Origin of the sequence: Streptomyces sp. NPDC006012 (assembly GCF_042871185.1) — a bacterium.
Classification (GTDB): Bacteria; Actinomycetota; Actinomycetes; order Streptomycetales; family Streptomycetaceae; genus Streptomyces.
On the sequence record NZ_JBIAIE010000008.1, the window covers coordinates 35921 to 60844 of the forward strand.

24 protein-coding genes are annotated in these 24924 nt (G+C 72.6%); 13 read left to right on the plus strand and 11 right to left on the minus strand.

The annotated features are described in order from the left end of the window. Positions 1–90 precede the first annotated feature (90 nt). On the plus strand, positions 91–702 hold the full coding sequence (locus tag ACFYPJ_RS16855) for a TetR/AcrR family transcriptional regulator (protein ID WP_389016906.1): 612 nt from the start codon (positions 91–93) through the stop codon (positions 700–702). A 71-nt stretch (positions 703–773) separates the two neighbouring features. Here ACFYPJ_RS16855 and ACFYPJ_RS16860 read toward each other — a convergent pair whose 3' ends face one another. Next, a complete protein-coding gene (locus tag ACFYPJ_RS16860; protein WP_389016909.1) occupies positions 774–1643 on the minus strand; it encodes a TIGR03619 family F420-dependent LLM class oxidoreductase in 870 nt (289 codons plus the stop codon). Positions 1644–1854: 211 nt separating this feature from the next. On the opposite strand from ACFYPJ_RS16860, the gene ACFYPJ_RS16865 reads away from it, so the two are divergent. Beyond that, positions 1855–3372 carry a CehA/McbA family metallohydrolase gene (locus ACFYPJ_RS16865; protein WP_389016912.1) on the plus strand — a complete coding sequence of 506 codons (1518 nt, stop codon included), beginning with the start codon at positions 1855–1857 and terminating at the stop codon, positions 3370–3372. 57 nt (positions 3373–3429) lie between these two features. On the opposite strand, the gene ACFYPJ_RS16870 is transcribed toward ACFYPJ_RS16865, so the two are convergent. Next, positions 3430–3870, minus strand: a complete 441-nt coding sequence (locus tag ACFYPJ_RS16870) for an ATP-binding protein (RefSeq protein WP_389016915.1) — start codon at positions 3868–3870, stop codon at positions 3430–3432. 204 nt (positions 3871–4074) lie between these two features. Here ACFYPJ_RS16870 and ACFYPJ_RS16875 point away from each other — a divergent pair, with 204 nt between their 5' ends. Genes ACFYPJ_RS16875 through ACFYPJ_RS16885 form a run of 3 tightly spaced genes read left to right on the plus strand, consistent with a single transcriptional unit; the run spans position 4075 to position 5609 of the window. Further along, on the plus strand, positions 4075–4929 hold the full coding sequence (locus ACFYPJ_RS16875; protein ID WP_389016918.1) for a Scr1 family TA system antitoxin-like transcriptional regulator: 855 nt from the start codon (positions 4075–4077) through the stop codon (positions 4927–4929). A 13-nt stretch (positions 4930–4942) separates the two neighbouring features. Beyond that, positions 4943–5146, plus strand: a complete 204-nt coding sequence (locus ACFYPJ_RS16880; RefSeq protein WP_389016921.1) for a DUF397 domain-containing protein — start codon at positions 4943–4945, stop codon at positions 5144–5146. 58 nt (positions 5147–5204) lie between these two features. Further along, complete coding sequence (locus tag ACFYPJ_RS16885; protein WP_389016924.1) at positions 5205–5609, plus strand: nitroreductase/quinone reductase family protein; 405 nt, start codon at positions 5205–5207, stop codon at positions 5607–5609. A gap of 22 nt (positions 5610–5631) precedes the next feature. Here ACFYPJ_RS16885 and ACFYPJ_RS16890 read toward each other — a convergent pair whose 3' ends face one another. The 7 genes from ACFYPJ_RS16890 to ACFYPJ_RS16920 all read right to left on the minus strand — a co-directional run bounded on the left by ACFYPJ_RS16890 (position 5632) and on the right by ACFYPJ_RS16920 (position 13746). Then, a complete protein-coding gene (locus ACFYPJ_RS16890; RefSeq protein ID WP_389016927.1) occupies positions 5632–7116 on the minus strand; it encodes an aldehyde dehydrogenase family protein in 1485 nt (494 codons plus the stop codon). Further along, a complete protein-coding gene (locus ACFYPJ_RS16895; protein ID WP_389016930.1) occupies positions 7113–8843 on the minus strand; it encodes an amidohydrolase family protein in 1731 nt (576 codons plus the stop codon). Before ACFYPJ_RS16895 ends, ACFYPJ_RS16890 begins: the two co-directional genes overlap by 4 nt. 165 nt (positions 8844–9008) lie before the next feature. After that, on the minus strand, positions 9009–10127 hold the full coding sequence (locus ACFYPJ_RS16900; protein WP_389016933.1) for an LLM class flavin-dependent oxidoreductase: 1119 nt from the start codon (positions 10125–10127) through the stop codon (positions 9009–9011). Positions 10128–10310: 183 nt separating this feature from the next. Then, positions 10311–11081: an SDR family NAD(P)-dependent oxidoreductase gene (locus ACFYPJ_RS16905; RefSeq protein WP_389016936.1), complete on the minus strand. Its 771-nt coding sequence runs from the start codon at positions 11079–11081 to the stop codon at positions 10311–10313. Between the two features lie 17 nt (positions 11082–11098). Then, entirely contained in the window at positions 11099–12034 is a 936-nt protein-coding gene (locus ACFYPJ_RS16910; protein WP_389016939.1) for an LLM class F420-dependent oxidoreductase, read from the minus strand. After that, positions 12031–13269, minus strand: coding sequence for an amidohydrolase family protein (locus ACFYPJ_RS16915; protein ID WP_389016942.1), 1239 nt, complete (start codon positions 13267–13269; stop codon positions 12031–12033). Before ACFYPJ_RS16915 ends, ACFYPJ_RS16910 begins: the two co-directional genes overlap by 4 nt. Positions 13270–13371: 102 nt before the next feature. Continuing rightward, positions 13372–13746, minus strand: a complete 375-nt coding sequence (locus ACFYPJ_RS16920) for a hypothetical protein (RefSeq protein WP_389016945.1) — start codon at positions 13744–13746, stop codon at positions 13372–13374. Between the two features lie 264 nt (positions 13747–14010). Here ACFYPJ_RS16920 and ACFYPJ_RS16925 point away from each other — a divergent pair, with 264 nt between their 5' ends. The 4 genes from ACFYPJ_RS16925 (at position 14011) to ACFYPJ_RS16940 (ending at position 19051) form a co-directional block, all read left to right on the plus strand. Continuing rightward, positions 14011–14148: a hypothetical protein gene (locus ACFYPJ_RS16925; protein WP_389016947.1), complete on the plus strand. Its 138-nt coding sequence runs from the start codon at positions 14011–14013 to the stop codon at positions 14146–14148. After that, positions 14145–15335, plus strand: a complete 1191-nt coding sequence (locus ACFYPJ_RS16930) for a methyltransferase domain-containing protein (RefSeq protein ID WP_389016950.1) — start codon at positions 14145–14147, stop codon at positions 15333–15335. The genes ACFYPJ_RS16925 and ACFYPJ_RS16930 overlap by 4 nt, the downstream gene beginning before the upstream one ends. Positions 15336–15640: 305 nt before the next feature. After that, positions 15641–18601 carry a BTAD domain-containing putative transcriptional regulator gene (locus tag ACFYPJ_RS16935; protein ID WP_389016953.1) on the plus strand — a complete coding sequence of 987 codons (2961 nt, stop codon included), beginning with the start codon at positions 15641–15643 and terminating at the stop codon, positions 18599–18601. Positions 18602–18814: 213 nt separating this feature from the next. Beyond that, on the plus strand, positions 18815–19051 hold the full coding sequence (locus ACFYPJ_RS16940) for a hypothetical protein (protein WP_389016956.1): 237 nt from the start codon (positions 18815–18817) through the stop codon (positions 19049–19051). A gap of 112 nt (positions 19052–19163) precedes the next feature. Here ACFYPJ_RS16940 and ACFYPJ_RS16945 read toward each other — a convergent pair whose 3' ends face one another. Further along, the gene (locus ACFYPJ_RS16945) at positions 19164–20753 is read right to left on the minus strand and encodes a FadD3 family acyl-CoA ligase (RefSeq protein ID WP_389017568.1); all 1590 of its coding nucleotides are present in this window, start codon (positions 20751–20753) and stop codon (positions 19164–19166) included. A gap of 199 nt (positions 20754–20952) precedes the next feature. Here ACFYPJ_RS16945 and ACFYPJ_RS16950 point away from each other — a divergent pair, with 199 nt between their 5' ends. The 3 genes from ACFYPJ_RS16950 to ACFYPJ_RS16960 are packed head-to-tail and all read left to right on the plus strand — an operon-like array spanning position 20953 to position 23322. Beyond that, positions 20953–22113, plus strand: coding sequence for a lipid-transfer protein (locus ACFYPJ_RS16950; RefSeq protein WP_389016959.1), 1161 nt, complete (start codon positions 20953–20955; stop codon positions 22111–22113). A gap of 7 nt (positions 22114–22120) precedes the next feature. Further along, positions 22121–22549, plus strand: a complete 429-nt coding sequence (locus tag ACFYPJ_RS16955) for a Zn-ribbon domain-containing OB-fold protein (protein ID WP_389016962.1) — start codon at positions 22121–22123, stop codon at positions 22547–22549. Next, the gene (locus tag ACFYPJ_RS16960; protein ID WP_389016965.1) at positions 22546–23322 is read left to right on the plus strand and encodes an enoyl-CoA hydratase/isomerase family protein; all 777 of its coding nucleotides are present in this window, start codon (positions 22546–22548) and stop codon (positions 23320–23322) included. The genes ACFYPJ_RS16955 and ACFYPJ_RS16960 overlap by 4 nt, the downstream gene beginning before the upstream one ends. Positions 23323–23367: 45 nt before the next feature. Here the strand turns inward: ACFYPJ_RS16960 and ACFYPJ_RS16965 are convergent, their stop codons facing one another. Beyond that, the gene (locus tag ACFYPJ_RS16965) at positions 23368–23775 is read right to left on the minus strand and encodes a VOC family protein (RefSeq protein WP_389016968.1); all 408 of its coding nucleotides are present in this window, start codon (positions 23773–23775) and stop codon (positions 23368–23370) included. Between the two features lie 94 nt (positions 23776–23869). Here ACFYPJ_RS16965 and ACFYPJ_RS16970 point away from each other — a divergent pair, with 94 nt between their 5' ends. Further along, entirely contained in the window at positions 23870–24904 is a 1035-nt protein-coding gene (locus ACFYPJ_RS16970) for a helix-turn-helix transcriptional regulator (RefSeq protein ID WP_389016972.1), read from the plus strand. Positions 24905–24924: the final 20 nt, after the last annotated feature.

The following is a 24924-nucleotide window of genomic DNA, read 5'->3' on the forward strand; positions in this document are numbered from 1 at the left end:
GGCGGGCCGATCCCCGAAAGGGCGCACGGGAGTTGGGTTAAAGCCACCGTGTTACGGTGGCCGGATCTGCTGGAAAGGTAGTGAATCGCCATGCCAGGTGGCCGTCCGCGCAGGTACGACCCGGATACCGCGCTGGACGCGGCCATGCTGGTCTTCTGGGCCCGTGGCTACGAAGGCACGTCCATGTCCGACCTGACCGCCGCCATGGGCATGAGCACCCCCAGCATCTACGGGGCCTTCGGCGACAAGGAGACGCTGTTCAAACGCGTCGTGGAGCGCTATCTCGCCGGGCCCGGCGGATATCTGGAAGCCGCCCTGGAGCAACCGACGGCCGCGGCGGTGGTCCGCACCCTCCTGGACTCCGCCATCGACACGGTCGCCGGTGAGCACACCCCGCACGGCTGCCTCACCGTCCACGGCGCCCTCGCGGTGGGCCCCCGCTCACAACCCGCCCAGCAACTCCTCGCCCACGTCGGCAGGAACAAGGTCCAGCTGCTGACCGACCGGCTCCAGGCGTTCCGTGACTGCGGCGACCTCCCCCCGCAGTGCGACCCCGCCACGCTGGCGCAGCTCCTCATCACCGTCATCCAGGGTCTGGCCGTCCAGGCGGCCTCCGGGGCACCCCGGGAAGCGCTGCACCGCATCGCCGACCAGATGTCGGCCCTGCTTCCCCCCGGGACCCGCCCGACAGCCCCGGCATGATCCGCGGTGGGGCGCAACAAGCCCCGCCCCGCACCTCAGCCGACCCTCACCCGGCCCTCACACGGCGGCCCTCACACAGCGCCGGTGACAGGCGCCCCCAGCAGCGCGCCGTACGCGTCGAGGGCCCGCAGCACCTCCGCCTCCCCGGCCGACGGCAGTTGCACCACCGTCTCCTCGATGCCGAGTTCCGCGTAGTGGGCGAGCTTGCCGGGGGTCGGCTGGACGGCGTACGGCACGACCTGGAGGGCGGCCGGGTCGCGGCCCGCGTCCGTCCACGCCGCGCGCAGCACGGGCAGCGACTCGGTGAGGCCGCGCCCGCCGATCGGCAGCCAGCCGTCGGCGTACTCGGAGATGTGCGCGAACAGCTTGGGCCCCGCGGCCCCGCCGACCAGGGTGCGCGGGCCGGTCACCGGGCCGCGCGGCTGCTGCGCGGGCTTGGGGTGGGCGTAGCTGGCCCGGACGCTGCCGAACTCCCCTTCGTAGGCGGTGGGTTCACCGGCCCACAGCGCCTGCATCAGCCGCATCCGGTCGCGGATCAGTTCCCTGCGGGCACGCCACCGCACACCGTGGTCGGCGGCCTCCTCCACGTTCCAGCCGAAGCCGACGCCCAGGGTGAAACGGCCGCCGGAGAGGTGATCCAGGGTCGCGATCTGCTTGGCCAGGGCGATCGGGTCGTGCTGGGCGACCAGCGTGACGCCGGTCCCCAGGCCCAGATGGTCGGTCACCGCGGCGGCCTGCCCGAGCGCGACGAACGGGTCGAGGGTGCGGCCGTACTCCCGCGGCAGTTCGCCGCCCGACGGGTTCGGGGTGGTCCGCTCGACCGGGATGTGGGTGTGCTCGGGCAGGTACAGCCCCGCGAAACCGCGCTCCTCCAGTTCCCGGGCGAGGCGGACGGGCGTGATGGTCTCGTCGGTGAGGAAGATCGTGGCGGCGATACGCATGCCCCATCTGTACCCGGGCCGCCGCCATCTGTCCATACCGACCGGTCGGCATTCGGTCGCTCCCGGCCCGGCACCGCCCGCCTCGGAATGGCAGGCACCCGACCGCGATCGATCCCCTTCCCTTGTCCCGCGGTTCACGAGCGTGTACGAGGGTGACGCGCGACCCCCCACACACACCACGGCAGCCACCCGCGACGCGAGGGAGAGCAGCATGTGCGATGAGGACCACGGCGGCGGACCCGGCCTGGGCCGACGCGCCCTGTTCGTGACGGGAGCCGCGGCGGCGCTTACCTTGGGAAGCGTGAGTTTCGCCGCAGCGGACGGACAGCAGGAAGAGACCAGGACCGTGCGCGGCACGCTGCCGCCCGGCGCCCCCGACTTCGTCCACGTACCCGTCGAGGTGCCCTCCGGAGTGCGGGAACTGAAGGTCTCCTACACCTACGAGAGACCGTCGGTGCCGGCCGGTGTCCAGGGCAACGCGCTCGACATCGGCCTGTTCGACCAGCGCGGCACCGACCTGGGCGGCGAGGGCTTCCGGGGCTGGTCGGGCGGCGCCCGCACGGAGTTCTTCGTCCGGGCGGACGACGCGACCCCGGGCTATCTCCCGGGCCCGGTCGCCAAGGGCACCTGGTACGTCGTCCTCGGCCCTTACACGGTGGCGCCGCAGGGCCTGGCCTACGAACTCACCGTCACGCTGACCTACGGCCCGCAGGGGCAGGCGGTGCGGCCGGTGTATCCGCCCGAGCGGGCCAAGGGGCGCGGCCGGGCCTGGTACCGGGGCGACTGCCACCTGCACTCCTGGCACTCCGACGGCCGCCGCACCCCGGCCGAGATCGCGGCGCTGGCCCGGGCCGCGGGCCTGGACTTCATCAACTCCTCGGATCACAACACGCACTCGGCGCACGCGCACTGGGCGGACGCGGCGGGCGACGACCTGCTGGTCATGCTGGGCGAGGAGATCACCACGCGCAACGGCCACGTGGTGGCCCTCGGCACCGACCCGGGCACCTTCGTCGACTGGCGCTACCGGGCCCGGGAGAACCGGTTCGGCCGGTTCGCGCGGCAGATCCGCAGGTCCGGCGGCCTGGTCGTGCCGGCCCATCCGCACGCCACCTGCGTCGGCTGCGGCTGGAAGTTCGGCTTCGGCGAGGCGGATGCGCTGGAGGTGTGGAACGGCCCCTACACCCCCGACGACGAGGTCACCCTCGCCGAGTGGGACAACCAGCTGGTGGCGTCGGTGCGGGAGAACCGGCGGTGGCTGCCGGCGATGGGCAACAGCGACGCGCACCGCAACCCGGACCCGGTCGGCTCGCCCCAGACGGTCGTCCTCGCCGACGACCTGACCCGCGAGGCCATCCAGGAGGGCATCCGCGCGGGCCGCTCCTACGTCGCCGAGTCGAAGGACGTCACGATGACGTTCACGGCCACCGGCGGACGGGCCCGGCAGGCGGGCATCGGCGAGCGCCTTGAGGTGGACCCGGACACCCCGGTGACGGTCCGTCTGGAGGTCTCCGGCGCACCGCGCTGCACGGTCCGCCTCGTCACCGACGAGGGTGTCCTGCTGACCGGCGACCCGCTGCCGGTGAGCGGTTCGGGGGTCGTCCAGTGGCGGACGACACCGTCGTACGCGGCGTACGTACGGGCCGAGTTGCGGCACGAGACGGCGGCGGGCCCGGTGCCCGGCGCGCTCGCGGGCTTCACGAACCCGATCTTCCTCGGGCGGGTCTGAGGCCGAGTGCGGCGGCGGGGAGCCGGCTCGTGCGACGGGCCGCCGAGTACGGCCCCGTCACCCGGAGGCGGCCCCGCCGCCGCACTCGGCCCACAGCAACTTGCCGCCCTTGGACGCGCCCAGCTCGCGCAGCACCGACGCGCCCCAGGCATCCGCACAGGCCCGCACCAGGGGCAGCCCGCGGCCGTGCTCGGCGTCCGGCGGGGGCAGGGCCAAATCCGCGTTCGAGAAGCCCGGCGGGACACGGGGGTCCGTGTCCCATACGGCCACCCGGAGGCGGCCGGGCTCGGCCGAGCGCACGCGAAGGGCGTACGGCCCCTTGGTGTGGCAGTGCGAGTTGGCCAGCAACTCCGCCGCCAGCAGCTCCGCGGTGGGAGTGAGTTCGGGCATCTCGTGGGCGGCGAGAATCAGCCTCAGGGCGCCCCGCGCGATTCCCGGTGCGCGTGGATCGTGCGGAAGATGCAGGGTGTAGTTCCAGGGCGGGGATACGGTGGCCATCGGAAGTCTCCGGTCACTGAGGGGGGGGTTGGACAGGTGCCTGGTGTCTCTGCCGTGGCGTCCCACGGTGCGCTTCCAGGTGGGGCGCCCAGCAATGACGATAGAGGCATCGCAAAGCTGCTTTGCGAGCTTTCGAAGAATCTCAGCCCTATCTCCCTCGTGTGGGTGACGAGTTCGCCGTACGCCGATTAGAAAGGAGTCGTTATGGCGTCAAGGCCCGCGCCAACGGCCCGACGCATCCGACTCGCTGCTGAGCTGCGCAAACTCCGCGAGCGGGCAGGCCTGAACTCCACCGAGGCCGCACAGATGCTCGGCACCAGCTCGGGTCAACTCAGCAATGTGGAGTCAGCCAGGTTCGGGGTGAGCCCCGAACGCGTCAGAGCAATGGCCAACGTCTACTCGTGCACGAACCAGCCCTACGTCGATGCCCTTGTGGACATGGCCGGCGAGAAGACGCGTGGCTGGTGGTGGGAGGCCTACCGCGAGGTGCTTCCGTCAGGGTTGCTCACCCTCGCCGAGTTGGAACACCACGCGACGGCCATCCGTACCGCCTTCACCGCGCACGTCCCCGGCATGCTCCAGACCGCCGAGCACGCCCGGGAGATCTTCAGCAAGGCGATCCCGGCTCCTACACCGCCGGAAGTGGAGCACCGCGTCTCGCACCGCGTCAAACGTCAGGACGTGGTGTTCCGGAAGAACCCGAATCCGTACAGGACCGTCATCCACGAAGCAGCCCTGCACATGCGGGTGGGCGGCCGACGGGTGGCCCGCGACCAGCTCAGGCATCTGATCAGCATGAGCCTGCGGGACCACATCACCATTCGGGTACTTCCCTTCGACATCGGGGCCTTCCCGGGGTCGGGCCAGTCCATCAACTACCTGTGCGGTCCCGTACCTGAACTGGACACCGTGCAACTGGACCAGTTCCACGGTCCCCTGCTGGTCGATGCCGAGGCCCACTTGGAAAAGTACCGACGGCTGCTGGACGTGGTGGAAGCCTCTGCACTCAGCCCCGAGAAGTCCCGAGACCTGATCCAGGTCATCACTCAGAACCTGTAGTGGAGGAACCGGTATGTCCACGCGCCACTGGCAGAAGTCGTCCTACTGCCAAGAAGGGGAAGCCTGCGTCCACATATCCACCACCCCCGCCGCCGTCCACCTCACCGACCGCCCCACCCCGCCCCGAACCGTCCTCACCACCAGCCCCGCCGCCTTCACCGCCCTCCTTCACGCGCTGCGGACCCGCGCGCCCCTGGCCCCGGCCACCGGACGGTGATCGGGCCCACCCGTCGCGTCCCGCCGTTCCGCCGTCCCGCCGCCTCCCAGGAGCCCCCGTGTCCGAGCAGACCAGCCGTTCCGAGCTGAAGCACCGCATCGTCACCCGCTTCCAGCGTCATCTGGCCAATCCGCTCACGCGGCGGCTTCCGTTGCAGACGGTGCTGGAGACGACGGGCCGGACCTCGGGCCTGCCCCGGCGGACGCCGGTGGGCGGGCGGCGGGTCGGCGACTCCTTCTGGCTGGTGTCGGAGTTCGGCCTGAAGTCCCAGTACGTACGCAACATCCAGGCCGATCCCCGGGTCCGGGTCCGGATCGGGGGCCGCTGGCACACCGGCACCGCACATCTCCTCCCGGACGACGACGCCCGGGCCCGGCTGCGCCGTCTGCCCCTGCTGAACAGCACCGCGGTCCGTGCCTTCGGCACGGACCTGCTGACAGTCCGGGTGGATCTGACGGGGTGAACGGCCCGCCCTCCCCCGTCACTCAGCCCGGCCAGACCAGCGCCTGGACCTCGCTGTAGGCGTGCAGGGCGTAGGAGCCGACGTCCCGGCCCACTCCGCTGCGTTTGAAGCCCCCGAACGGCGCCTCCATGTTGCGGCCGACGGTGTTGATGCCGACCCCGCCGGCCCGCAGCCGCCGCGCCACCCGGAACGCCCGGGCCACATCGCCGGACCAGACGTAGTCGAGCAGGCCGTAGTCGCTGTCGTTGGCCAGCCGGACGCCCTCCTCCTCGTCGTCGAAGGGGATCACCGACACCACCGGGCCGAAGATCTCCTCGCGGGCCGACCGCATGTCGTTCGTGCAGTCGGCCAGCAGGGTCGGCGCCACGTAGAAGCCGTGCTCCAGCGGCGGCCGTTCGCCGCCCGCCACCACCGTCGCGCCCTCCTTGCGGGCCAGTTCGACGTACGACTCGACCCGGTCCCGGTGTTCGGCCGAGATCACCGGCCCCACCACCGTGCCCGGCTGTGCCGGGTCGCCCACCTTCAGCCGCGCCGCGTACGCCGCGAGCCCGGCGACCAGCCGGTCGTACACCCCGCGCTGCGCCAGCACCCGGGTCGGCGCGGTGCAGATCTGCCCGCTGTAGAAGGAGAACGTGGTGCCGATCCCGGCGACCGCCGAGGCGAGGTCCGCGTCGTCGAAGACGAGCGCCGCGCCCTTGCCGCCCAGCTCCATCAGCTGGCGTTTCATCGTCCGGCCGCACACCTCGGCGATGCGCTGCCCGACCGCGGTGGACCCGGTGAAGCTGACCATGTCGACGTCGGGCGAGTCGACGACCGCCTCGCCGACGGCCACCGCGCGCCCCGAGACGACGTTCACCACTCCCGGCGGCGCACCCGCCTCCTGCAGCGCGCGGGCCATCCGGTACACCGACAGCGGGTCCTGCGGGGCCGGTTTCACCACCACCGTGTTGCCCATCGCGAGCGCCGGGGCGACCTTTCCGGCCGGGTTCGCCCACGGGTTGTTGTAGGAAGTGATGCACGCGACGACGCCGACCGGCTGCCGCACCGCGAGGGCGCCCAGCACGGCGGCGGGACCCATCGGGCCCGCCTCGTTGATCTGCGGCTCGATCGCCCACTCGGCCGGTTCGACGCGGGCGTAGCGGCGGAACCGGGCCGTCGCCACCGCGACCTGCATGCCGCGCGCCGTCCCGGTCGTGGCGCCGGTCTCCGCGCGGGCCAGGTCGGCGTACGGGACCAGCCGGCCGCGGATGAGGTCGGCGGCCCGCGCGAGCACGGCGGCCCGTTCCTGCGGCGGCGTGCGCGACCAGGGTCCGGCCGCCTCGCGGGCCGCCGCGCAGGCCGCCCGCACCTGGTCCGCCGACGCCTCGGGCGCGAGGCCCACGGTCCGTTCCGTCGCCGGGTCGGTCACCGGGTAGTGGCCGGCGGCGGGTTCGACCCACTCGCCGCCGATGAACAGCGGCTGCCGGTCGTCCGGGCCGCTCGCCCCATGCCCGCCCTCCCGGCTCACCGCGTGCTCACCGTCTCGGTGTCCCGGCCCGAGCGCAGTACCCGGCCGGGCACCGCCCCGCTCACCTTGTCGTCGCGGATCGCCTCCACGCCGTTGACCCACACCGCCCGGATCCCGATCGCCCTGGAGTCCAGGCGCGGGCTGTCACCCGGCAGGTCGTGCACCAGGGTGGCCTGGCCCGCGTCGATCCGCTCCGGGTCGAAGAGGACCAGGTCCGCGTGCCAGCCCTCGCGGATCCGGCCGCGTTCGCGCAGCCCGAACAGCCGCGCCGGGTCGTCCGTCAGCATCTTCACCGCTGTCTCCAGGCCGACCAGCCTGCGACCGCGCAGGCAGTCGCCGAGGAAGCGGGTGGTGTACGGGGCCCCGCACATGCGGTCCAGGTGGGCGCCCGCGTCGGAGCCGCCGAGCAGCACGTCCTCGTGCTGCCAGGTCTGCGCCCTGAGCGTCCAGGAGGCCGGGTCGTTGTCGGTGGGCATCGGCCACAGGACCGTACGCAGGTCGTCGGCCGCGCAGATCTCCACCAGGCACTCGAAGGGTTCCTGGTCCCGTTCCCGGGCCAGGTCCTGGACCACCCGGCCGGTCAGTCCGCGGTTGTGTTCGCTGTAGGTGTCGCCGATGACGTACCGCCCGAAGTCCGTCAGCCGCCGGAAGACGCCCGCCTCCTTGGACTGGGCACGGCGCAGCATCTCCTCCTGCACCCCGGGGTCGCGCAGCTTCGCGATCCGTTCGGGCACCGGCAGGCCGAGGATCTCGCCCCAGCCGGGGATCAGGTTCAGGGCGCAGAAGGTGCCCAGGGACATGTTCATCGGCGTGAGGATCGGCATGGTCAGCGCGACCACCCGGCCGCCCGCCGCGCGGGCCCGTTCGCTCGCGCTCAGCTGCCGCGGCACCCGTTCCGGGACGGCCGCATCGACGGTGAGGACGTTCCAGTTCAGGGGCCGGCCCGCGGTCGCGCTCAGCTCCACGAACAGATCGATCTCGGCATCGCTGAACTGGTCGAGGCAGCCGGCCACGATCGCCTCGATCTGGGTGCCCTCGTGCTCCCCCACCGCCCGGGCCAGCGCCAGCAGTTCGGCGGGCCGGGCGTGCCGGGACGCCACCGGCTGTCCGTCGCCGTCGGCGTGCGAGGAGGACTGGGTGGTGGAGAAGCCCCAGGCACCGGCGTCCATGGCCTCGTGGCACAGCCGGACCATCTCGGCCAGTTGCTCGTCGGTGGGCTGGCCGCCGACCGCGTCCGGGCCCATGACGTGGCGGCGCAGTGCGCAGTGGCCGACCATGAACCCGGCGTTGACCGCGATCCGGCCGTCCAGGGCGTCCAGGTACTCCTTGAAGGAGTGCCAGCTCCAGGGCGCACCCTCCTCCAGCGCCACCAGGGACATGCCCTCCACCCTGGACATCATCCGCCGGGTGTAGTCGGCGTCCTGGGGGCGCCCGGGGTTCAGCGGCGCCAGGGTGAACCCGCAGTTGCCGGCGGCCACCGTGGTCACCCCGTGGTTCAGGGAGGGGGTCGCGTACGGGTCCCAGAAGAGTTGGGCGTCGTAGTGGGTGTGGGGGTCGACGAAGCCTGGGGTGAGGACGAGGCCGGTGGCGTCCTCGGTGCTGCGGGACTCCTCGGTGACGGTGCCGACGGCGGCGATCCGGCCGTCCCGTATGCCGACGTCGGCGGTGAACCCGGGCGCACCGGTCCCGTCGACGACGGTCACGCCCTTGATGACGTGATCAAGCATGGGGCTCCCTTCTCGATTGCGGGGCGGCGTCCTCCCTGGCGGGGCGCGGGGAACCGGGGTCCCCCGTTCTTCGGGCGAAGCCGAGAACCGGGGGGAGCGGCCGGCCTCACGCAGGCCGCACCCCGCCACGGCGCTCACCTCGGGTCCCGGAACCGGGACCAGCGATCACGCCGCCGCCCGGAACCGCGACGTCCGGTGCACCGGGTCCGTGTCGATCTTGGGGATCACGTGCTCCCCGATCAGCCTGATCGACTGGAGCGTCTCCTCCTTCGGCACGCCCACCGGCAGCCCGAAGCTGATCTGGTCCGCCCCCGCCTGCTCCCAGCGCTTGCACTGGCTCAGCACCTCGTCGGGGTCGCCGCAGATGAGCAGTTCCTCCTCGATGAGGACCTCGACGAACTCGGCGGTGTACTCCGGCAGCGTCTCCGGCCACTCCGGGAAGCCCTCGGGCCGCGGGAAGGTGTCGTGGTAGCGGAAGACCAGCGAGGGCAGGTAGTGCAGCCCGCCGTTCACCGCGATCTCGATCGCCTCCGCGTGGGTCGGCGCGCAGATGGCGGTGGTCGTCACCATCACGTTGTCGTTCACGAAGTCCCCGATGGGTTCCGCGTTCACGATCGCCGTCTTGTACTGGTCCAGCACCCATTCCATGTCGGAGACCTTCTGGACGCTGAACCCGAGGACGCCGAGGCCCTTCTTCGCGGCCATGGCGTACGAGGGCGGGGAGCCGGCCGCGTACCACATCGCCGGGTGCGACTTCCCGTACGGCTTGGGGAGCACCTTCCTGGGCGGCAGCGACCAGTGTTTGCCCTGGAAGCCCTGGTACTCGTCCTGGAGCCACATCTTCGGGAACTCGGCGATCGTCTCCTCCCAGATCTCCTTCGTGTAGTTCATGTCGGTGATGCCGGGGATGAAGCCGAGGATCTCGTGGCTGCCGGCGCCCCGGCCGCTGCCGAACTCGAAGCGGTTGCCGGTGAGGTGGTCGAGCATGGCGACCTTCTCGGCCACCTTCACCGGGTGGTTGACCTGGGCGAGCGGGTTGAAGATGCCCGAGCCGAGGTGGATGCGTTCGGTGGCGTGGGCCAGGTAGCCGAGGTAGACGTCGTTGGCGGACAGGTGCGAGTACTCCTCCAGGAAGTGGTGCTCGGACGCCCAGGCGTACTTGAAGCCGGACTTGTCCGCCTGAATGACGTACTCGGTCTCCTCCATCAGCGCCTTGTGCTCGGCAAGCGGGTCGGTCTCGGCGCGTTTGCCCACGTATCCCTGTACAAAGAGCCCGAATTCCAAGGAGGTTCACCGTCCCCTGTCGTCGTCCCTGTCATCCATTTCTGACGATCCGTCAGATATGGCTTGCCGCCGACTGTGGCACCGGCGGCCCGGACCGTCAAGAGGCTGACGGCCAGTCAGCCAAGGCTGTGCGCGTGGTCGGGCTACGGCTGTGCGGGCGCTCAGCCACGGCCGTGCGGGTGCTCAGATGACCGAGACCCCCGCCAGCCAGCCGCCGTCGACCACGAACGGCTGCCCGGTGACGTACGAGGAGTCCGCGGAGGTCAGGAACAGCGCCAGCCGCGCCACCTCCTCCGGGCGTCCGATCCGCCCCAGCGGTACGAGCTTGCGGTACAGCTCGTCCAGCGCCCGGCTCATCTGTTCCGCGTCGGCCGTGGGATCCAGCTGCGCCGGGTTGGACATCGCCGTGTCGATCGCGCCGGGGCAGACCGCGTTGACCCGGATCCCCCGGTCCGCCAGCTCCAGCGCGGCCACCCGGGTGAGCCCGAGGATCGCGTGCTTGGTGGCGGTGTACGTGCCCACCCCCGCCATCCCGGTCAGCGCCGCGTAGGACGCGGTGTTCACGATCGTGCCCCCGTCCTCCAGCACGGGCGCGACCGTCTTGATCCCGAGGAAGCAGCCGACCTGGTTGACCCGCAGGACCTGGAGGAACTCCTCCAGCGGCGTGTCCACCAGGGTGTTGAAGCGCAGGATGCCGGCGTTGTTGACCAGCCCGTCGACATGCCCGTACGCCTCCTTGGCCGCGGCCACCGCCGCCCGCCAGCCGTCCTCCTCGGCGACGTCGAGGTGGACGTACAGCGCGCCCAGCTCCTCGGCCACCGCCCGCCCCTGGTCGTCGAGGACGTCGGCGACGACGACCTGGGCGCCCTCCGCCCGGAAGAGACGGGCCTCCTGCTCGCCTTGCCCGCGTGCCGCGCCGGTGACGATGACGACACGTCCGTCCAGCTTGCCCATGCCTGCTCCTCCTGCTGTTAGAGGTCGGGGGCCACGTCCGCGCCGAACGCGGCCATCTGGTCGGTCAGTTCGCTGCGGCTGCGGCAGCGGAACCGCACCTGGATCTGGTCCACACCGATCGCCCGGTAGGCCCGCAGCGACTCGGCCAGGGCGTCCGGGGAGCCGCTGAGGGTGCGGCGGCCGACGTCCCAGGCGGGACGGCCGACGTACAGCGGTTCGGTGATGGCGCCGACGGTCAGCGGCGCCTCGATGCCCGCCTCGGCGCGCAGCCGCCTGAGTTCGGCGATCAGCTCGGGCAGCCGGCCGCGCGGATCGCCCTGCGGCAGCCAGCCGTCGCCCTTGAGGGCGGCCCGGCGCACGGCGGGCGGCGAGGACCCGCCGACCCACACGGGCACCCGTTCCTGGGCGGGCCTGGGCCGCTGCCCGAGCCCCTCGAAGTCGAAGAACTTCCCGTGGTGCACGGGGTACTCCTCGGGCCCGAGAGCGGCCCGCAGGGCGTCCACGCACTCGTCGAGCACGGCCCCCCGTTGCCGGAAGTCCGCGCCCAGCACGGCGAACTCCTCCGCCACGTGCCCGGCGCCCACGCCGAGGACCAGCCGTCCGCCGGAGAGGTGATCGAGGGTCGCGTACTGCTTCGCGGTCAGCAGCGGGTGGCGCAGGCCCACGATCGCCACATGGCTGAGCAGCCGGGTGCGGGTGGTGACGGCGGCGAGGTGGGCGAGCGTGGCCACCGGGTCGTACCAGACCGTGCTCATCGCCGGGGCGAGCCGGCGCGGGATGGCGACGTGGTCGCAGGAGGCGATGTAGTCGAAGCCGGCCCGGTCCGCGGTGCGGGCGATCTCGACGAGGTCGGCGGGCCCGGCGTCGGCCTCCCAGCTCTCCGCGTAGATGGTGCTCTGCGACTGCACGGGCAGCTGGATGCCGTACGCGAGGCCCGCCGGGGACCCGGTCACCGCGGGCCCGCCCAGCGGCCGTCCGCCGCAAGCCCCAGCAGGTCGATCGCGTTGCCCCGTACGATCCGCTCGACGACGTCGGCCGGCAGGTGGCCCATCTGGGCCTCGCCGACCTCGCGGGACTTCGGCCAGGTGGAGTCGGAGTGCGGGTAGTCGGTCTCGTACAGGACGTTGCCGACGCCGATCGAGTCGAGGTTGCGCAGCCCGAAGGCGTCGTCGAAGAAGCAGCCGTAGACGTGCTCGGCGAACAGCTCGGACGGCGGCCGGTGCACCTTGTCGGCCACCCCGCCCCAGCCGCGGTTCTCCTCCCACACCACGTCGGCGCGTTCCAGGATGTACGGGATCCAGCCGATCTGCCCTTCCGCGTACATCACCTTCAGGTTCGGGAAGCGCTCGAACTTGCCGCTCATCAGCCAGTCGACCATCGAGAAGCAGCAGTTGGCGAAGGTGATCGTGGAACCGACGGCGGGCGGGGCGTCGGCGGAGGTGGACGGCATCCGGCTGCTGGAGCCGATGTGCATCGCCACCACGGTGCCGGTCTCGTCGCAGGCGGCGAGGAACGGGTCCCACTCGTCGGTGTGCACCGACGGCAGGCCCAGGTGCGGGGGTATCTCCGAGAAGGCGACGGCCCGCACCCCGCGGGCCGCGTTGCGCCGCACCTCCTCGGCGGCGAGCCGGGCGTCCCACAGCGGGATGAGGGCGAGCGGGATCAGCCGGCCGCGGGCGTCGGGCCCGCACCACTCGTCCACCATCCAGTCGTTGTAGGCGCGCACGCACAGCAGCGCGAGGTCCCGGTCGGCGGCCTCGGTGAAGGTCTGCCCGCAGAACCGGGGGAAGGTGGGGAAGCAGAGCGCGGACTGCACGTGGTTGACGTCCATGTCGTCGAGCCGCTGCGGCACGTCGAACGAGCCCGCGCGCATCTGCTGGTACGTGATCACCTCCAGCTTGATGTCGTCCCTGCTGTAGCCGACGGCGGTGTCCAGGCGGGTCAGCGGCCGGTGCAGGTCCTCGTACACCCACCAGTCGCCGACCGGGCCCTCGTCGCCCGGGGCGCCCATGACGGGCTTGAACCGGCCGCCGAGGAACGACATCTCCTTCAGCGGCGCGCGCACGATCCGCGGACCGGTGTCCAGGTACTTCCTGGGGAGCCGGTCCTGCCAGACACGGGCCGGCTCCACGGTGTGGTCGTCGACGGAGATGATCTCCGGGAAGGGGGCTGCGGGTTGGGTCTCCATGAAGTCACGGTAGCGCCGATCTGACGGTCCGTCAGCTAGCGTGCGGGGGGCGGTCGGCGCGGCCTTGGGCTTCGGGGCGGCGGGGCGGCGTCCGTACGGATCTCACGCCTGGCCGGACGCGGACTCGCGGAAGTGCCGGAGCAGTTCCCGAGCGGGAGCGCTGTCGGGATCAAAGCTGTGGATCCCTTCCTGTCCGGCCGGCACGTCCGGCCCCCACAGCCGTACTCCGTGGCAGTCGAAGCAGAAGGCCAGCTGAAAGAGGAGTCCGGTGGCACCGCGGACCCGGATGCCCCATCCCGGGAAGAAACAGCGGTACAGCTCGCTGCCCGGGATGTCGCCGATCAACGCCAGGACCCGGTCGACCTGGGCCGCCCCCCAGAGAGCGACATCGTCACCGGCCAGGACCTCCGTGCCGCAATGCGGTGCCGGACCGGCGATGCGGACGACTTCGATCAGTTCGGCCTTCTCATGAGGCACTGGAAGCAGCATGAGCGAAGGGTCACCGATGAGGTCTGCGCACACCAGGCACGGGTCGGTCATCCCTGACGTACCGTCTCCCATGACGCGCCGTCACCCCATCGAGTGAGCGCACAACCCGGGGCGTGCGGGCCGTGCGGGACCCCACGCCACCCCCAACGACTCCCGCCCCGCCCCGAACCCGGCAGTACGACCTTGTTCGCCGCCTCGCCCAACAGGTATGACAAGTCAGGGAAAGTCCGCAAACAGGAGGAGGGTTCGCCGATGAGGGCACCGATCATGTGGAACACCGGCGACGGGGGCAGCGGCGAGGACGAACTCCCCGGCCAGCCCTGGACGCCGCCTCCGCCGCCGCCCCCGGACGGTGACACGCCGGAAGGCGACGGGAAGCACCGCAAGTGACGTCCGCCGCCGATCAGGAAGGCCGCGCCGGTGACGAACCGGCGCGGTCCCTCCGCGAAACCGGAGCCCTGGCGCCCGCATGGGCAGAAGCCTTCAGGGCCGTACCCCGCGCACGCTTCCTGCCGGACCTCGTCTGGGCCTACGACATGGCCACCGGCCGCAGCCTCCCCGTCTCCCGCACCGACGACCCCGAGGCGTGGGAGCGGGCGGCCCGCGCGAACGTCCCGCTCGTGACCCAGTGGGACGACGGCGCGCACAGCGGCGGCACCGCGCCGGGCACCGTGGCCACCAGCTCCGCGAGCATGCCCTCCGTCGTCGCCGCCATGCTCCGCGACCTGGACGTGAACGACGGCATGCGGGTGCTCGAAATCGGCACCGGGACCGGCTGGAACGCGGGACTGCTCACCCGCAGGCTGGGCGACGGCAACGTGGTCAGCGTCGAGATCGACGCGGCCGTCGCCGCGCGGGCCCGCGCGGCGTTGCAGCGCGCGGGACTCGGCCCCGAGGTCGTGCACGGCGACGGCCGGGACGGGTGGCCGGCCGGGGCACCGTACGACCGGGTGATCGTCACGGCGGGCGTGCGGGCCGTCCCGTCCGCCTGGCTCGCGCAGACCCGGCCGGGCGGGATCGTCCTCGCCCCGTGGGGTACCCACTACAGCGATCAGGACGCGCTGGTCCGGCTGACCGTGGACGAGGACGGCCAGGCGTCCGGACGGTTCCTGCGCATGGTCGAGTTCATGAAACTACGGGCCCAGCGTCTCGACTGGGACCGGTTCCGCGCGCACGTCCCCGCCTTCCCGGGCGACGCCGAGATGTCCCGCACCCGGCTCACCCTGGCGGACCTGGGGGACCGCTACGAGCCCGCGCGGTTCGTGGCGGGGCTCTGCGTGCCCGACTGCGCCCACGTCGTCAACAAGCGGGGCGACGATGCGGGGAAGGCGTGGTTCTTCGACCTGACGAGCCGGTCCTGGGCGGCCGTCGGGTTCCGCGGCGGAGAACCGGGCGGCACGGTCCACCAGTCGGGGCCGCGACGCCTGTGGGACGAGGTGGAGCGGGCCCTGGCGTGGTGGGTCGAGCGGGGCAGGCCGGGTGTCGACCGGTTCGGCCTCACCGTCGGACCGGACGGGACCACCCGGGCGTGGCTGGACCGGCCGGCCGACCTGCTCCCGGCGGCGGCGCCGACCTGACGTACGGCCGCTCCCGGCGAACGCGTCACCCCTGCCGTACCCGGACATCCCTGATGTACCCGGACATCCCTGGCGCACGCGGTCACCCCTGACGTACATCGCCCCTGACGCGCGGTCACCCCATCGGGCGGGCGCGGAACCCGGGGCGTACGGGCCGTGCGGGACCCCGCGCCGCCGCAAAGAGAACGTGAAGAGGTTGTGGACTCCCGCGCGCCCGCTGTGATCGCCGTCTCGCACGGCTGACGCATCCGCCCTGTACAAGGCAAACTGACGTAGTTGTTCGGGATGCCTAGGGGGACGAACGGATGGACGGTGGACCGCGAGTACCGGAGCAGCGGCGTCCCGGCTCCTTGGGGCAGGAGTCGGCGGTGCTGCGCTTCAGCGTGCTCGGTCCGGTGCGCGCCTGGCGCGAGGGGGAACCGGTCAACACCGGCTCCCCGCAGCAGCGCGCCCTGCTCGCCGCCCTGCTGCTGCGCGAGGGCAGGACGGCGACCGCGCCGGAGCTGATCGACGCGCTCTGGGGCACCGAGCCGCCGCTGCAGGCCCTCGCCGCGGTGCGCACGTACGCCTCGCGGCTGCGCAAGGTGCTGGACCCCGGCGTCCTCGTCAGCGAGTCCGGCGGCTACGCGGTGCGTGGCCTGCGCACGGGCGCGCTGGACCTGGCGGTCGCCCAGGACCTGGCGGCTCAGGCGGAGAAGGCGCGCAACGCTGGTGGCCTCGGCCCCGCGCGGGACCTGCTCAGGCAGGCGCTGGCGCTGTGGGACGGCGAGCCGCTGGCGGGCGTGCCGGGACCGTACGCCGACGCGCAGCGGGTACGGCTCGACGAGTGGCGGCTGCAACTCGTCGAAACCCGTCTCGACCTGGACCTGGAGCAGGGCGGTCACGCGGAGGCGGTGTCGGAGCTGACGGCGCTCACGGCGGCGCAGCCGCTGCGGGAACGCCTGCGCGAGCTGCTGATGCTGGCGCTCTACCGCAGCGGCCGGCAGGCGGAGGCGCTCGCCGTGTACGCCGACACCCGGCGGCTGCTCGCGGAGGAACTCGGCGTCGACCCGCGCCCCGGTCTGCGCGACCTCCAGCAGCGCATCCTCCAGGCGGACCCGGCCCTCGCGGAGCCCTCCGCCTCCCTCGCCGAGCCCGCGCCCGCAGCGGTCCGCCCGGCCCAGCTCCCGGCGACCGTGCCCGACTTCACCGGCCGTGCCTCCTTCGTCACCGAGCTGAGCCAGATCCTCGCCTCCGCCTCGGAGGCCGAGGGCCGGGTGATGGCCGTCTCGGCGCTCGCCGGGATCGGCGGCGTCGGCAAGACCACCCTGGCCGTGCACGTGGCGCACCGCGCCCGGACCGCCTTCCCGGACGGGCAGCTGTACGTCGACCTCCAGGGCGCCGGACCGCGGGCCGCGGAACCGGAGACGGTCCTCGGCTCGTTCCTGCGGGCGCTCGGCACGCCGGACACGGCCATCCCCGACTCGCTGGAGGAACGGGCCGCGCTGTACCGGTCGGTGCTGGACGGCCGGCGGGTCCTGGTCCTCCTCGACAACGCCCGCGACGCGGCGCAGGTGCGCCCGCTGCTGCCCGGCACGGAGGGCTGCGCCGCGCTGGTCACCGCCCGGGTGCGGATGGTGGACCTGGCCGGCGCCCACCTGGTCGACCTGGACGTGATGTCCCCCGACGAGGCGCTGGCGCTGTTCACGAAGATCGTCGGCGCGGAGCGGGTGGCGGCGGAGCGCGAGGCCGCGCTCGACGTCGTGGCGGCCTGCGGCTTCCTGCCGCTGGCGATCCGGATCGCCGCGTCCCGGCTGGCCTCCCGGCGCACCTGGACGGTGTCCGTCCTCGCGGCCAAGCTGGCGGACGAGCGGCGCAGGCTGGACGAGTTGCAGGCCGGTGACCTCGCGGTCAAGGCGACGTTCGAGCTGGGCTACGGCCAGTTGGAGCCGGCCCAGGCCCGCGCGTTCAGGCTGCTGGGCCTGGCCGACGGTCCGGACGTCTCGCTGGCCGCGGCGGCGGCCGTGCTGGGTCTGCCGCCGGACGCCACCGAGGACCTGCTGGAATCCCTGGTGGACACATCCTTGCTGGAGTCCGCGGCTCCCGGCCGCTACCGGCTGCACGACCTGGTCCGGCTCTACGCCCGCGCCTGCGCGGAACGCGACGAACAGCCGCCGGGCGAGCGGGCGGCGGCGCTGTCGCGGCTGCTGGACTTCTACCTGGCGACCACCGCCGGCGTCTACGCGATCGAACGGCCCGGCGACCGCCTGGTCGACGACCTCGCCCCCACCGAGTACCCGGGCCTGCGCTTCACCGAGGGCACGGCGGCCCTGGACTGGCTGTACACGGAGGCGGCCCCGCTGCTGGCCTGCGTACGCCAGTCCGCCGGGACCGAGCGGCTGCGGCGCGGGGTGGACCTGCTGTGGGCCGCCAAGGACCTGACCGAGTCGGGCGCCAACTCGCACCAGTACGAGACGACCGCGCGGGCGATGTGCGAGGCGACGGCGGCGGCCGGGGACGCGCGGGCCCAGGGGCGGGCGCGCACCGTCCTGACGGACGTGCTCCTGGTCTCCGGCCGTATCCAGCAGGCCGAGGAGGAGGCCCGGGTCGCGATGGAACTCGCGGAGGCCGAACGGGACTCCACGGCGGTGAGCTGGGTGGCGAACAACCGGGGTCTGATCTGTCTGCACCAGGGCCGGTTCGCGGACGGCAAGGTGTTCTTCGACCGGGCCATCGCGGGTTTCCGCGCGAACCGCAACCGGCCGGGAGAAGCATCCGCCCTGTCCAACCTCTCCCGTGCGCAACTGGGCCTGGGCCGTGTCGCGGACGCCGTGGAGATCGCCCAGCGCGGACTCGCGGTCTACGTCGAGCTGGGCCGGACCATGCGTCTGGCCAACGGGCATTTCGCTGTGGGCGTCGCTCTGACGAGCGCCGGCCGGTACCGGGAGGCGCTCGGGCAGTTCTCCGAGGCCCTGGACATCTTCGGTGACCACCGGCAGCGGCTCTGGCAGGGAGCGACCAACTTCCGGATCGCCGAGGTGCACATGGCCGCCCGCCATCCGGCCCAGGCGGCCTCGCATGCCGAACAGGCCCTCGCCCTGGGCTGCATCGGCGGAGACCGGATGCGGGGCAATGTCCTGGCCCTCCTCGGGCAGGCGCTGACCGCGCTGGGACAGATGGACCGGGCGAAGGCGTGCTGGCGCGAGGCCCTCAACCTCTACGAACAGAACGCGGCGCCGGAGGCCGACGCGGTGCGGGCCCTCCTCAACTCGGCCGCCGCCGCCTAGGGAACCCTTCCCAGCAGGCCGTTCCGGTCGTTCAGCATTCGTTTATCGCGACCCGGCACCCTCGTACCTGTCAGACCGTCGCGTCGGGGGGCAGACGGTCCGGTCCGGAGCCAGAGCGGTTATCGTGCGGCTTCGAACGCCCGTCCGGCAGCCCTCGGGGGAGCTTCCGGGCGGGCGTTGTTCACTCCTGACCACAGCAGAGGACCCAAGCGCATGAGCGACACGAAGAAGAACGCGGACGCCGCTCCAGCGGACAACCACCTGCCGAGCGAGCCGAAGTCCGACGCGACCGTCACCACGCTCGACAACCACATGCCGAGCCAGCCCAAGCCGGACGCGACCGTCACCACGCTCGACAACCACATGCCGGCCGAACCGGCCAAGGACGTCATCACGTCCATGGACAACCACATGCCCGCGCCGCCTGCCCTGGACCTGGACGGCAAGTAGACCTTCTCCGCACGGGGATCGGCCGCGGCGGCGCGGAGGGGGGCCGCCGCGGCCGACGTGTGTCCGAAACGACCGCGGGCGACGCCACCGCGCCACTGCCCGCAGGGCCCCGTCACCGCCCCCGCAACTCCCCCTTGAGCACCTTCCCGCTCGCGTTCCGCGGCAGTTCCGCGACGAACTCCACCGACCTCGGCACCTTGTAGTTGGCCATCTCGCGGCGGGACCAGGCGATCAGGTCGTCGGCGGTGAGCCGGGCGCCCGCGCGGCGCACCACAAACGCCCTGCCGACCTCGCCGAGCCGTGCGTCGGGGACGCCGATGACCGCCGCGTCCGCCACGTCCGGGTGCAGGCCGAGGAGTTGTTCGATCTCCGCCGGGTACGCGTTGAAGCCGCCGACTATGAACATGTCCTTGATCCGGTCGGTGATCCGGAGGTTGCCGTCCGCGTCGAGGACGCCGACGTCGCCGGTGCGCAGCCAGCCGTCGGCCGTCACCGCCTCGGCCGTCGCCGCCGGGTCCTGGTAGTAGCCGCGCATCACGTTGAAGCCCTTGACCAGCACCTCACCAGGGGTTCCGGTGGTCACCGGGGTCCCCGCCGGGCGGACGACCCGGACCTCGGTGCCGGGGATCGCCCGGCCCGACGTCGAGGCGATCACCGCCGGTTCGTCGCCGCTGCGGCACATCGTCACCATCCCGCTCGCCTCCGACAGCCCGTACGCCGTCAGGACCGTCGCCACGCCGAGTTCGCCCCGCAGCCGTTCCACCAGCCGCAGCGGCACGACCGCCGCGCCGGTCACCACCAGGCGCAGCGCCGACAGGTCGTGGGTGTCGCGGGCCGGGTGGTCGAGCAGGGACTGCAGGAGGGTGGGCGGTCCTGGCAGGACGGTGATCCGTTCCGCGGCGATGTTCGCCAGCGCCGTGTCCACGTTGAACACGGGCTGCGGGATCATCGTCGCGCCCCGGGTCAGACAGGCGATCACGCCCGCCTTGTAGCCGAAGGTGTGGAAGAAGGGGTTCACGATGAGGTAGCGGTCGCCGGTGCGCAGGCCGGCGAGGCCGGCCCAGATGTCGTAGGTGCGCAGCGTCTGGGCGTGGGTGATCATCGCGCCCTTGGGGTGGCCGGTGGTGCCCGAGGTGAAGATGATGTCGGAGAGGCTGGTGCCGTCCAGCTGCGCGGCGCGGGCGCGCAGTTCGGCTCCGCGAACGCCCTCCCCGCCCGCCAGGAAGTCCTTCCAGGTCCGGAAGTCGGCGGGGGCGTCGTCGGCGAGGACCACGACCTCCGCCAGTTCGGGCAGGCCGGGCAGCGGTCCCGCGGTCCCGGTGCCGGCCGCCGCCGCCCGGCGCAGCGACGCCACGTACGAGGTGCCGAGGAACGTACCGGTCACGAACAGCAGCCGGGCCCCGCTGCGCCGCAGTACGTCCGCCGCCTCCGCCCCTTTGAAGCGCGTGTTGAGCGGGACCAGGACCGCCCCGGCGGACACCGCGCCGAGCGCGGCGACGATCCAGTCGAGGGAGTTGGGCGCCCACAGCGCCACCCGGTCGCCGACGCCGATGCCGCGGGCCACGCAGGCCGCCGCCGCGCGTTCGACGCGGGCGCCGAGCTGGGCGTACGAGACGCGGGTACGGCCGTCGACCACGGCCTCGGTGCCGGCGTACCGCCGCGCCGCCGCGCGCACCAGTTCCGGGATGCTGCTCCACTCCATGTCACGCACAACCGCCTCGTCACCGTCCACAACTGCCTCGTCACCGTCCACAACCGCCTCCACGGGCCTCCCGAACTCATAGCTGACTGACCGTCAGATTAGCTGTAACCTGACGGACTGTCAGCAGAGCGGCAGCGCGGCGCCGGTCCGGCATTCCGGTCCGCCGCCGGGCGACCAGCGTGCGGAGGTGCGTGCACCAATGACAGGAAACGGCCTGAAGGACGCCACCGCGATCGTCGGCATCGGGCAGACGCCGTTCGCCAAGCACCTGCCCGAGGACGAGAAGACCCTCGCCTGCCGGGCCGTCCTCGCCGCCCTCGACGACGCCGGGATCGCACCCGGCGAGGTCGACGCGCTCGCCTCCTACACCATGGAGGAGACCGACGAGGTCGAACTCGCCAAGGCCGTCGGCTTCGGCGACCTCACCTTCTTCAGCAAGGTCGGCTACGGCGGCGGCGGTTCCTGCGCCACCGTCGCCCAACTCGCCGCCGCCATCACCGCCGGACAGGCCACCGTCGGCGTCGCCTGGCGCTCCCGCAAGCGCGGCAGCGGCCCCCGGCCCTGGACCAACACCACGGTCCAGCTCCCCACGCCCGCCCAGTGGACCCGCCCCTACGGGCTGCTGCGCCCGGCCGACGAGATCGCCATGCTCACCCGCCGCTACCTGCACGAGTACGGCGCGACGCGCGACCACCTCTTCAACGTCGCCCTGGCCTGCCGCAACCGCGCCAACCAGAACCCGGCCGCCGTGATGTACGAACGGCCGCTGACCCGCGAGATGTACATGACCTCCCGCTGGATCAGCGAACCGCTCTGCCTCTTCGACAACTGCCTGGAGACCGACGGCGCGCTGGCCTGCGTCGTCGTCTCCCGGGAACGCGCCAGGGACTGTCCGCGCACCCCCGTCTACGTCCACGCCGCCGCCCAGGGCCTGCCCGCCCAGCACCACGGCATGGTCAACTACTGGAACGACGACCCGCTCACCGGCCCGGCCTGGGCCGCCGCCCGGCACCTGTGGAAGCACGCCGACCTCACCCCCGACGACGTGGACGTCGCGCAGATCTACGACGCGTTCACCGCGCTCATCCCGCTCTCCCTGGAGGGGTACGGCTTCTGCGGGCGGGGCGAGGGCGGCGCGTTCACCGAGGGCGGCGCGCTGGAGACCGGCGGACGGCTGCCCCTCAACACCGGCGGCGGCGGCCTTTCGGAGGCATACGTCCACGGCTTCAACCTGATCACCGAGGGCGTGAAGCAACTGCGCGGCACCAGCACCGCCCAGGTCCCGGGCGCCGCCACCTGCCTGGTCACGGCGGGCGAGGGCGTGCCGACCTCCGCCCTCCTTCTGACGAACAGGAGTTGAGACCGACGTGCTGTCCCCCGTCACCGACACCGACGGCGCCCCCTTCTGGGAGTACGCCGCCCGTGGCGAACTCCGCGTCCAGACCTGCGCCGACTGCGACGAACCCCGCTTCCCGCCGCGCCCCTGCTGCCCGCACTGCCAGTCCTTCGCCCACGAGTGGCGGCCGGTCTCGGGCCGCGGACGCATCTGGTCGTACGTCCTGCCCCATCCGCCGCTGCTGCCCGACTACGCGGCGGTGGCGCCGTACAACGTGATCGTCGTCGAACTCGACGACGCGCCCCGGATCCGGCTCGTCGGCAACCTGGTCACCGGGCCGGGCGCTCCGATCGACTCCGTGCCGCCGCAGCGGATCCGGATCGGGGCCCGGGTGCAGGTCGTCTTCAGCACCCTCGACGACGGCACCTGCCTGCCCCAGTGGACCCTGGAGCGCCCGTGACCGCGGTCCGGGTGACCACCGAGGCGGACACCGGCGTCGCCGTCGTCACCCTCGACCGGCCGGACCGGCTCAACGCCGTCGACCTCGCCATGGCGGACGAACTCGCCGCCGTCTGGCGGGCGCTGCGGTTCGACGACACGGTACGGGCCGTCGTCCTCACCGGGGCCGGCGAACGGGCCTTCAGCACCGGCATCGACCGGGACGCCGTCGTGCCGCAGCCCTCCTCGCCGTACATGCAGGACGATCCGCTGCTGACGATCGGGCCGAAGGCGAACGACCTGTGGAAACCCGTCGTCGCCGCCGTGGCGGGCATGGCCTGCGGCGGCGCCTTCTACCTGCTGGGCGAGGCGGACTTCATCGTCGCGGACACCACCGCCGCCTTCTTCGACCCGCACACCTCCTACGGCATGGTCTGCGCCTACGAGTCGGTGCTGATGGCCCAGCGGATGCCGTACGGGGAGGCCGCCCGGATGATGCTGATGGGCACCGCCGAACGGATCTCCGCCCGGCGGGCGTACGACATCGGCCTGGTCTCCGAGCTGACCGGGCCCGGCGGGGCGACGGCCGCCGCCCGGGACTGCGCCGCCGTCATGGCCGGATATCCGGCCGAGGCCGTGCAGGGGACGGTACGCGCCCTCTGGACGACCAGGCAGGCGGCCGTGGCCCAGGGATTCGCCCAGGCCCCGCACCTGGTGGCACTCGGCAACCTGCCCGCCGACCGCCAGGCGGACTTGTTCGCCGCCCGCCGCCCGGGCGGCTTCCGCACCCGCTGAGGACTCCGCCGGAGGCCGGGCCCCCGGCTTCCGGCCCGCCCCCCATCACCGCGCGGACCGCGCGAACTTCTCGACGGCCGCCGGGGTGAGGGGGGTGAAGAAGTTGACGAGGTTGCCGTCGGGGTCGCGCAGCAGCAGCGACCGGTTGCCCCAGGGCATCGTGGTCGGCTCGGTGACGAAGCCGTCGGCGAATTCGGCGAGGTGCCGGTGCACCCGGTCCACGTCGTCGACGAGGAATTCGATGATCACGCTGTGGTTGTCCGCCGGACGGGCGGAGTCCGGGGCGAACAGCGGGACGGTGCGGGTGCCGGCGATGGCGAGGGTGGCGTGCGGCGTCCTCAGCTCGGCGAAGTCCTCGGTGGCGCGGGCCGCCCGCACCCCCGTGGCCCGCTCGTAGAACGCGACGAGGCGTGCGACGTCGCCGGTGATGACGCGGATCGAGACGAAGTCCATGGTGATCTCCTTGGCTGGGGAACCCTTCGGGTGCCTCGCAGGCTAGGAGAAATAGCGGACAGAAACGGTCCGGTATGCGCGTTAGGGTGGGGACATGTCCCGCCCTGCCGGCCGCGTCCTGGCCCTCCTGGAACTGCTCCAGTCGGGCGGCACCCGGACCGTTGCGGAACTCGCCGACCGGCTCGGCGTCGACGGCCGCACCGTGCGGCGGTACGTGGACCAGCTGACCGACCTCGACGTACCCGTGGAGTCGGTGCGCGGCCGGTACGGCGGCTACCGGCTCGGCCCCGGCTACCGGCTGCCCCCGCTCATGTTCAGCGACGAGGAGGCGGTGGCCGTCCTGCTCGGCCTGCTCGCGGGCCGCCGGGCGGGGCTGATGACCGCGCAGGACACGGCGGGCGAGACGGCGGCGGCCAAGATCCGGCGGGTACTGCCGAAGCACGTCGCCCGCCGGCTCGACACCCTCCTGGAATCCCTGGCCTTCACCGACCGGCCCGGCCCGTTCGCCGCGCCGGACGCCGGGATCCTGCTCACCGTGGCCGACGCGGTACGCCACCGCCGGCCGGTCTCGATCAGATACGCCGACCGCGACGGCCGGCGCAGCGAACGCACGCTGCACGCGTACGGGATCGTCGCGCACGCGGGCCACTGGTACGTCACGGGCGCGGACGCCGGGACCGGCGAGGAGCGCACCTTCCGGCTCGACCGCATCGCGGACGCGCGGACCCTGCCCGGCTCGTTCGAGGAGCCCGCGGGTCCCCCGCCGGCACAGCGCGTGGTGTCCGGGTTCGCCACCGCCGCATACCGGCACGAGGTCACCTTGCGCATCCACGCGACACCGGACCGGATCCGCACCCACCTGCCCGCCACCGTCGCCACTCTGACGGAACACCCGCCCGCGACGGCGGAGGACCGGCGGGCGGAGGACCGGCCACCCGGCAGCCCGGCGGCCGAGGGCCCGCCGGGCACGCGCTGGCTGCGCGTCGAGCTACGGGTGGAACGGCTCGACTGGCTGCCTCCAGTGCTGGCCGCACTGGACCGCCCGTTCGTCATCGAACGCCCCGAGGCCCTGCGCCCCCTGGTCACCGCCCTGGCCGACCGCCTCGCATCAAACGCCCAACACCGTTGACCGGAAAGGATCGCGGGGAA

Excerpts from the sequence above, each read along its gene's own strand:
- ACFYPJ_RS16855 (WP_389016906.1), top strand. The coding sequence starts at position 91 with ATGCCAGGTGGCCGTCCGCGCAGGTACGACCCGGATACCGCGCTGGAC.
- ACFYPJ_RS16860 (WP_389016909.1), bottom strand. The coding sequence starts at position 1,643 with ATGCGTATCGCCGCCACGATCTTCCTCACCGACGAGACCATCACGCCC.
- ACFYPJ_RS16865 (WP_389016912.1), top strand. The coding sequence starts at position 1,855 with ATGTGCGATGAGGACCACGGCGGCGGACCCGGCCTGGGCCGACGCGCC.
- ACFYPJ_RS16870 (WP_389016915.1), bottom strand. The coding sequence starts at position 3,870 with ATGGCCACCGTATCCCCGCCCTGGAACTACACCCTGCATCTTCCGCAC.
- ACFYPJ_RS16875 (WP_389016918.1), top strand. The coding sequence starts at position 4,075 with ATGGCGTCAAGGCCCGCGCCAACGGCCCGACGCATCCGACTCGCTGCT.
- ACFYPJ_RS16880 (WP_389016921.1), top strand. The coding sequence starts at position 4,943 with ATGTCCACGCGCCACTGGCAGAAGTCGTCCTACTGCCAAGAAGGGGAA.
- ACFYPJ_RS16895 (WP_389016930.1), bottom strand. The coding sequence starts at position 8,843 with ATGCTTGATCACGTCATCAAGGGCGTGACCGTCGTCGACGGGACCGGT.
- ACFYPJ_RS16905 (WP_389016936.1), bottom strand. The coding sequence starts at position 11,081 with ATGGGCAAGCTGGACGGACGTGTCGTCATCGTCACCGGCGCGGCACGC.
- ACFYPJ_RS16915 (WP_389016942.1), bottom strand. The coding sequence starts at position 13,269 with ATGGAGACCCAACCCGCAGCCCCCTTCCCGGAGATCATCTCCGTCGAC.
- ACFYPJ_RS16925 (WP_389016947.1), top strand. The coding sequence starts at position 14,011 with ATGAGGGCACCGATCATGTGGAACACCGGCGACGGGGGCAGCGGCGAG.
- ACFYPJ_RS16935 (WP_389016953.1), top strand. The coding sequence starts at position 15,641 with ATGGACGGTGGACCGCGAGTACCGGAGCAGCGGCGTCCCGGCTCCTTG.
- ACFYPJ_RS16940 (WP_389016956.1), top strand. The coding sequence starts at position 18,815 with ATGAGCGACACGAAGAAGAACGCGGACGCCGCTCCAGCGGACAACCAC.
- ACFYPJ_RS16945 (WP_389017568.1), bottom strand. The coding sequence starts at position 20,753 with ATGGAGTGGAGCAGCATCCCGGAACTGGTGCGCGCGGCGGCGCGGCGG.
- ACFYPJ_RS16950 (WP_389016959.1), top strand. The coding sequence starts at position 20,953 with ATGACAGGAAACGGCCTGAAGGACGCCACCGCGATCGTCGGCATCGGG.
- ACFYPJ_RS16965 (WP_389016968.1), bottom strand. The coding sequence starts at position 23,775 with ATGGACTTCGTCTCGATCCGCGTCATCACCGGCGACGTCGCACGCCTC.
- ACFYPJ_RS16970 (WP_389016972.1), top strand. The coding sequence starts at position 23,870 with ATGTCCCGCCCTGCCGGCCGCGTCCTGGCCCTCCTGGAACTGCTCCAG.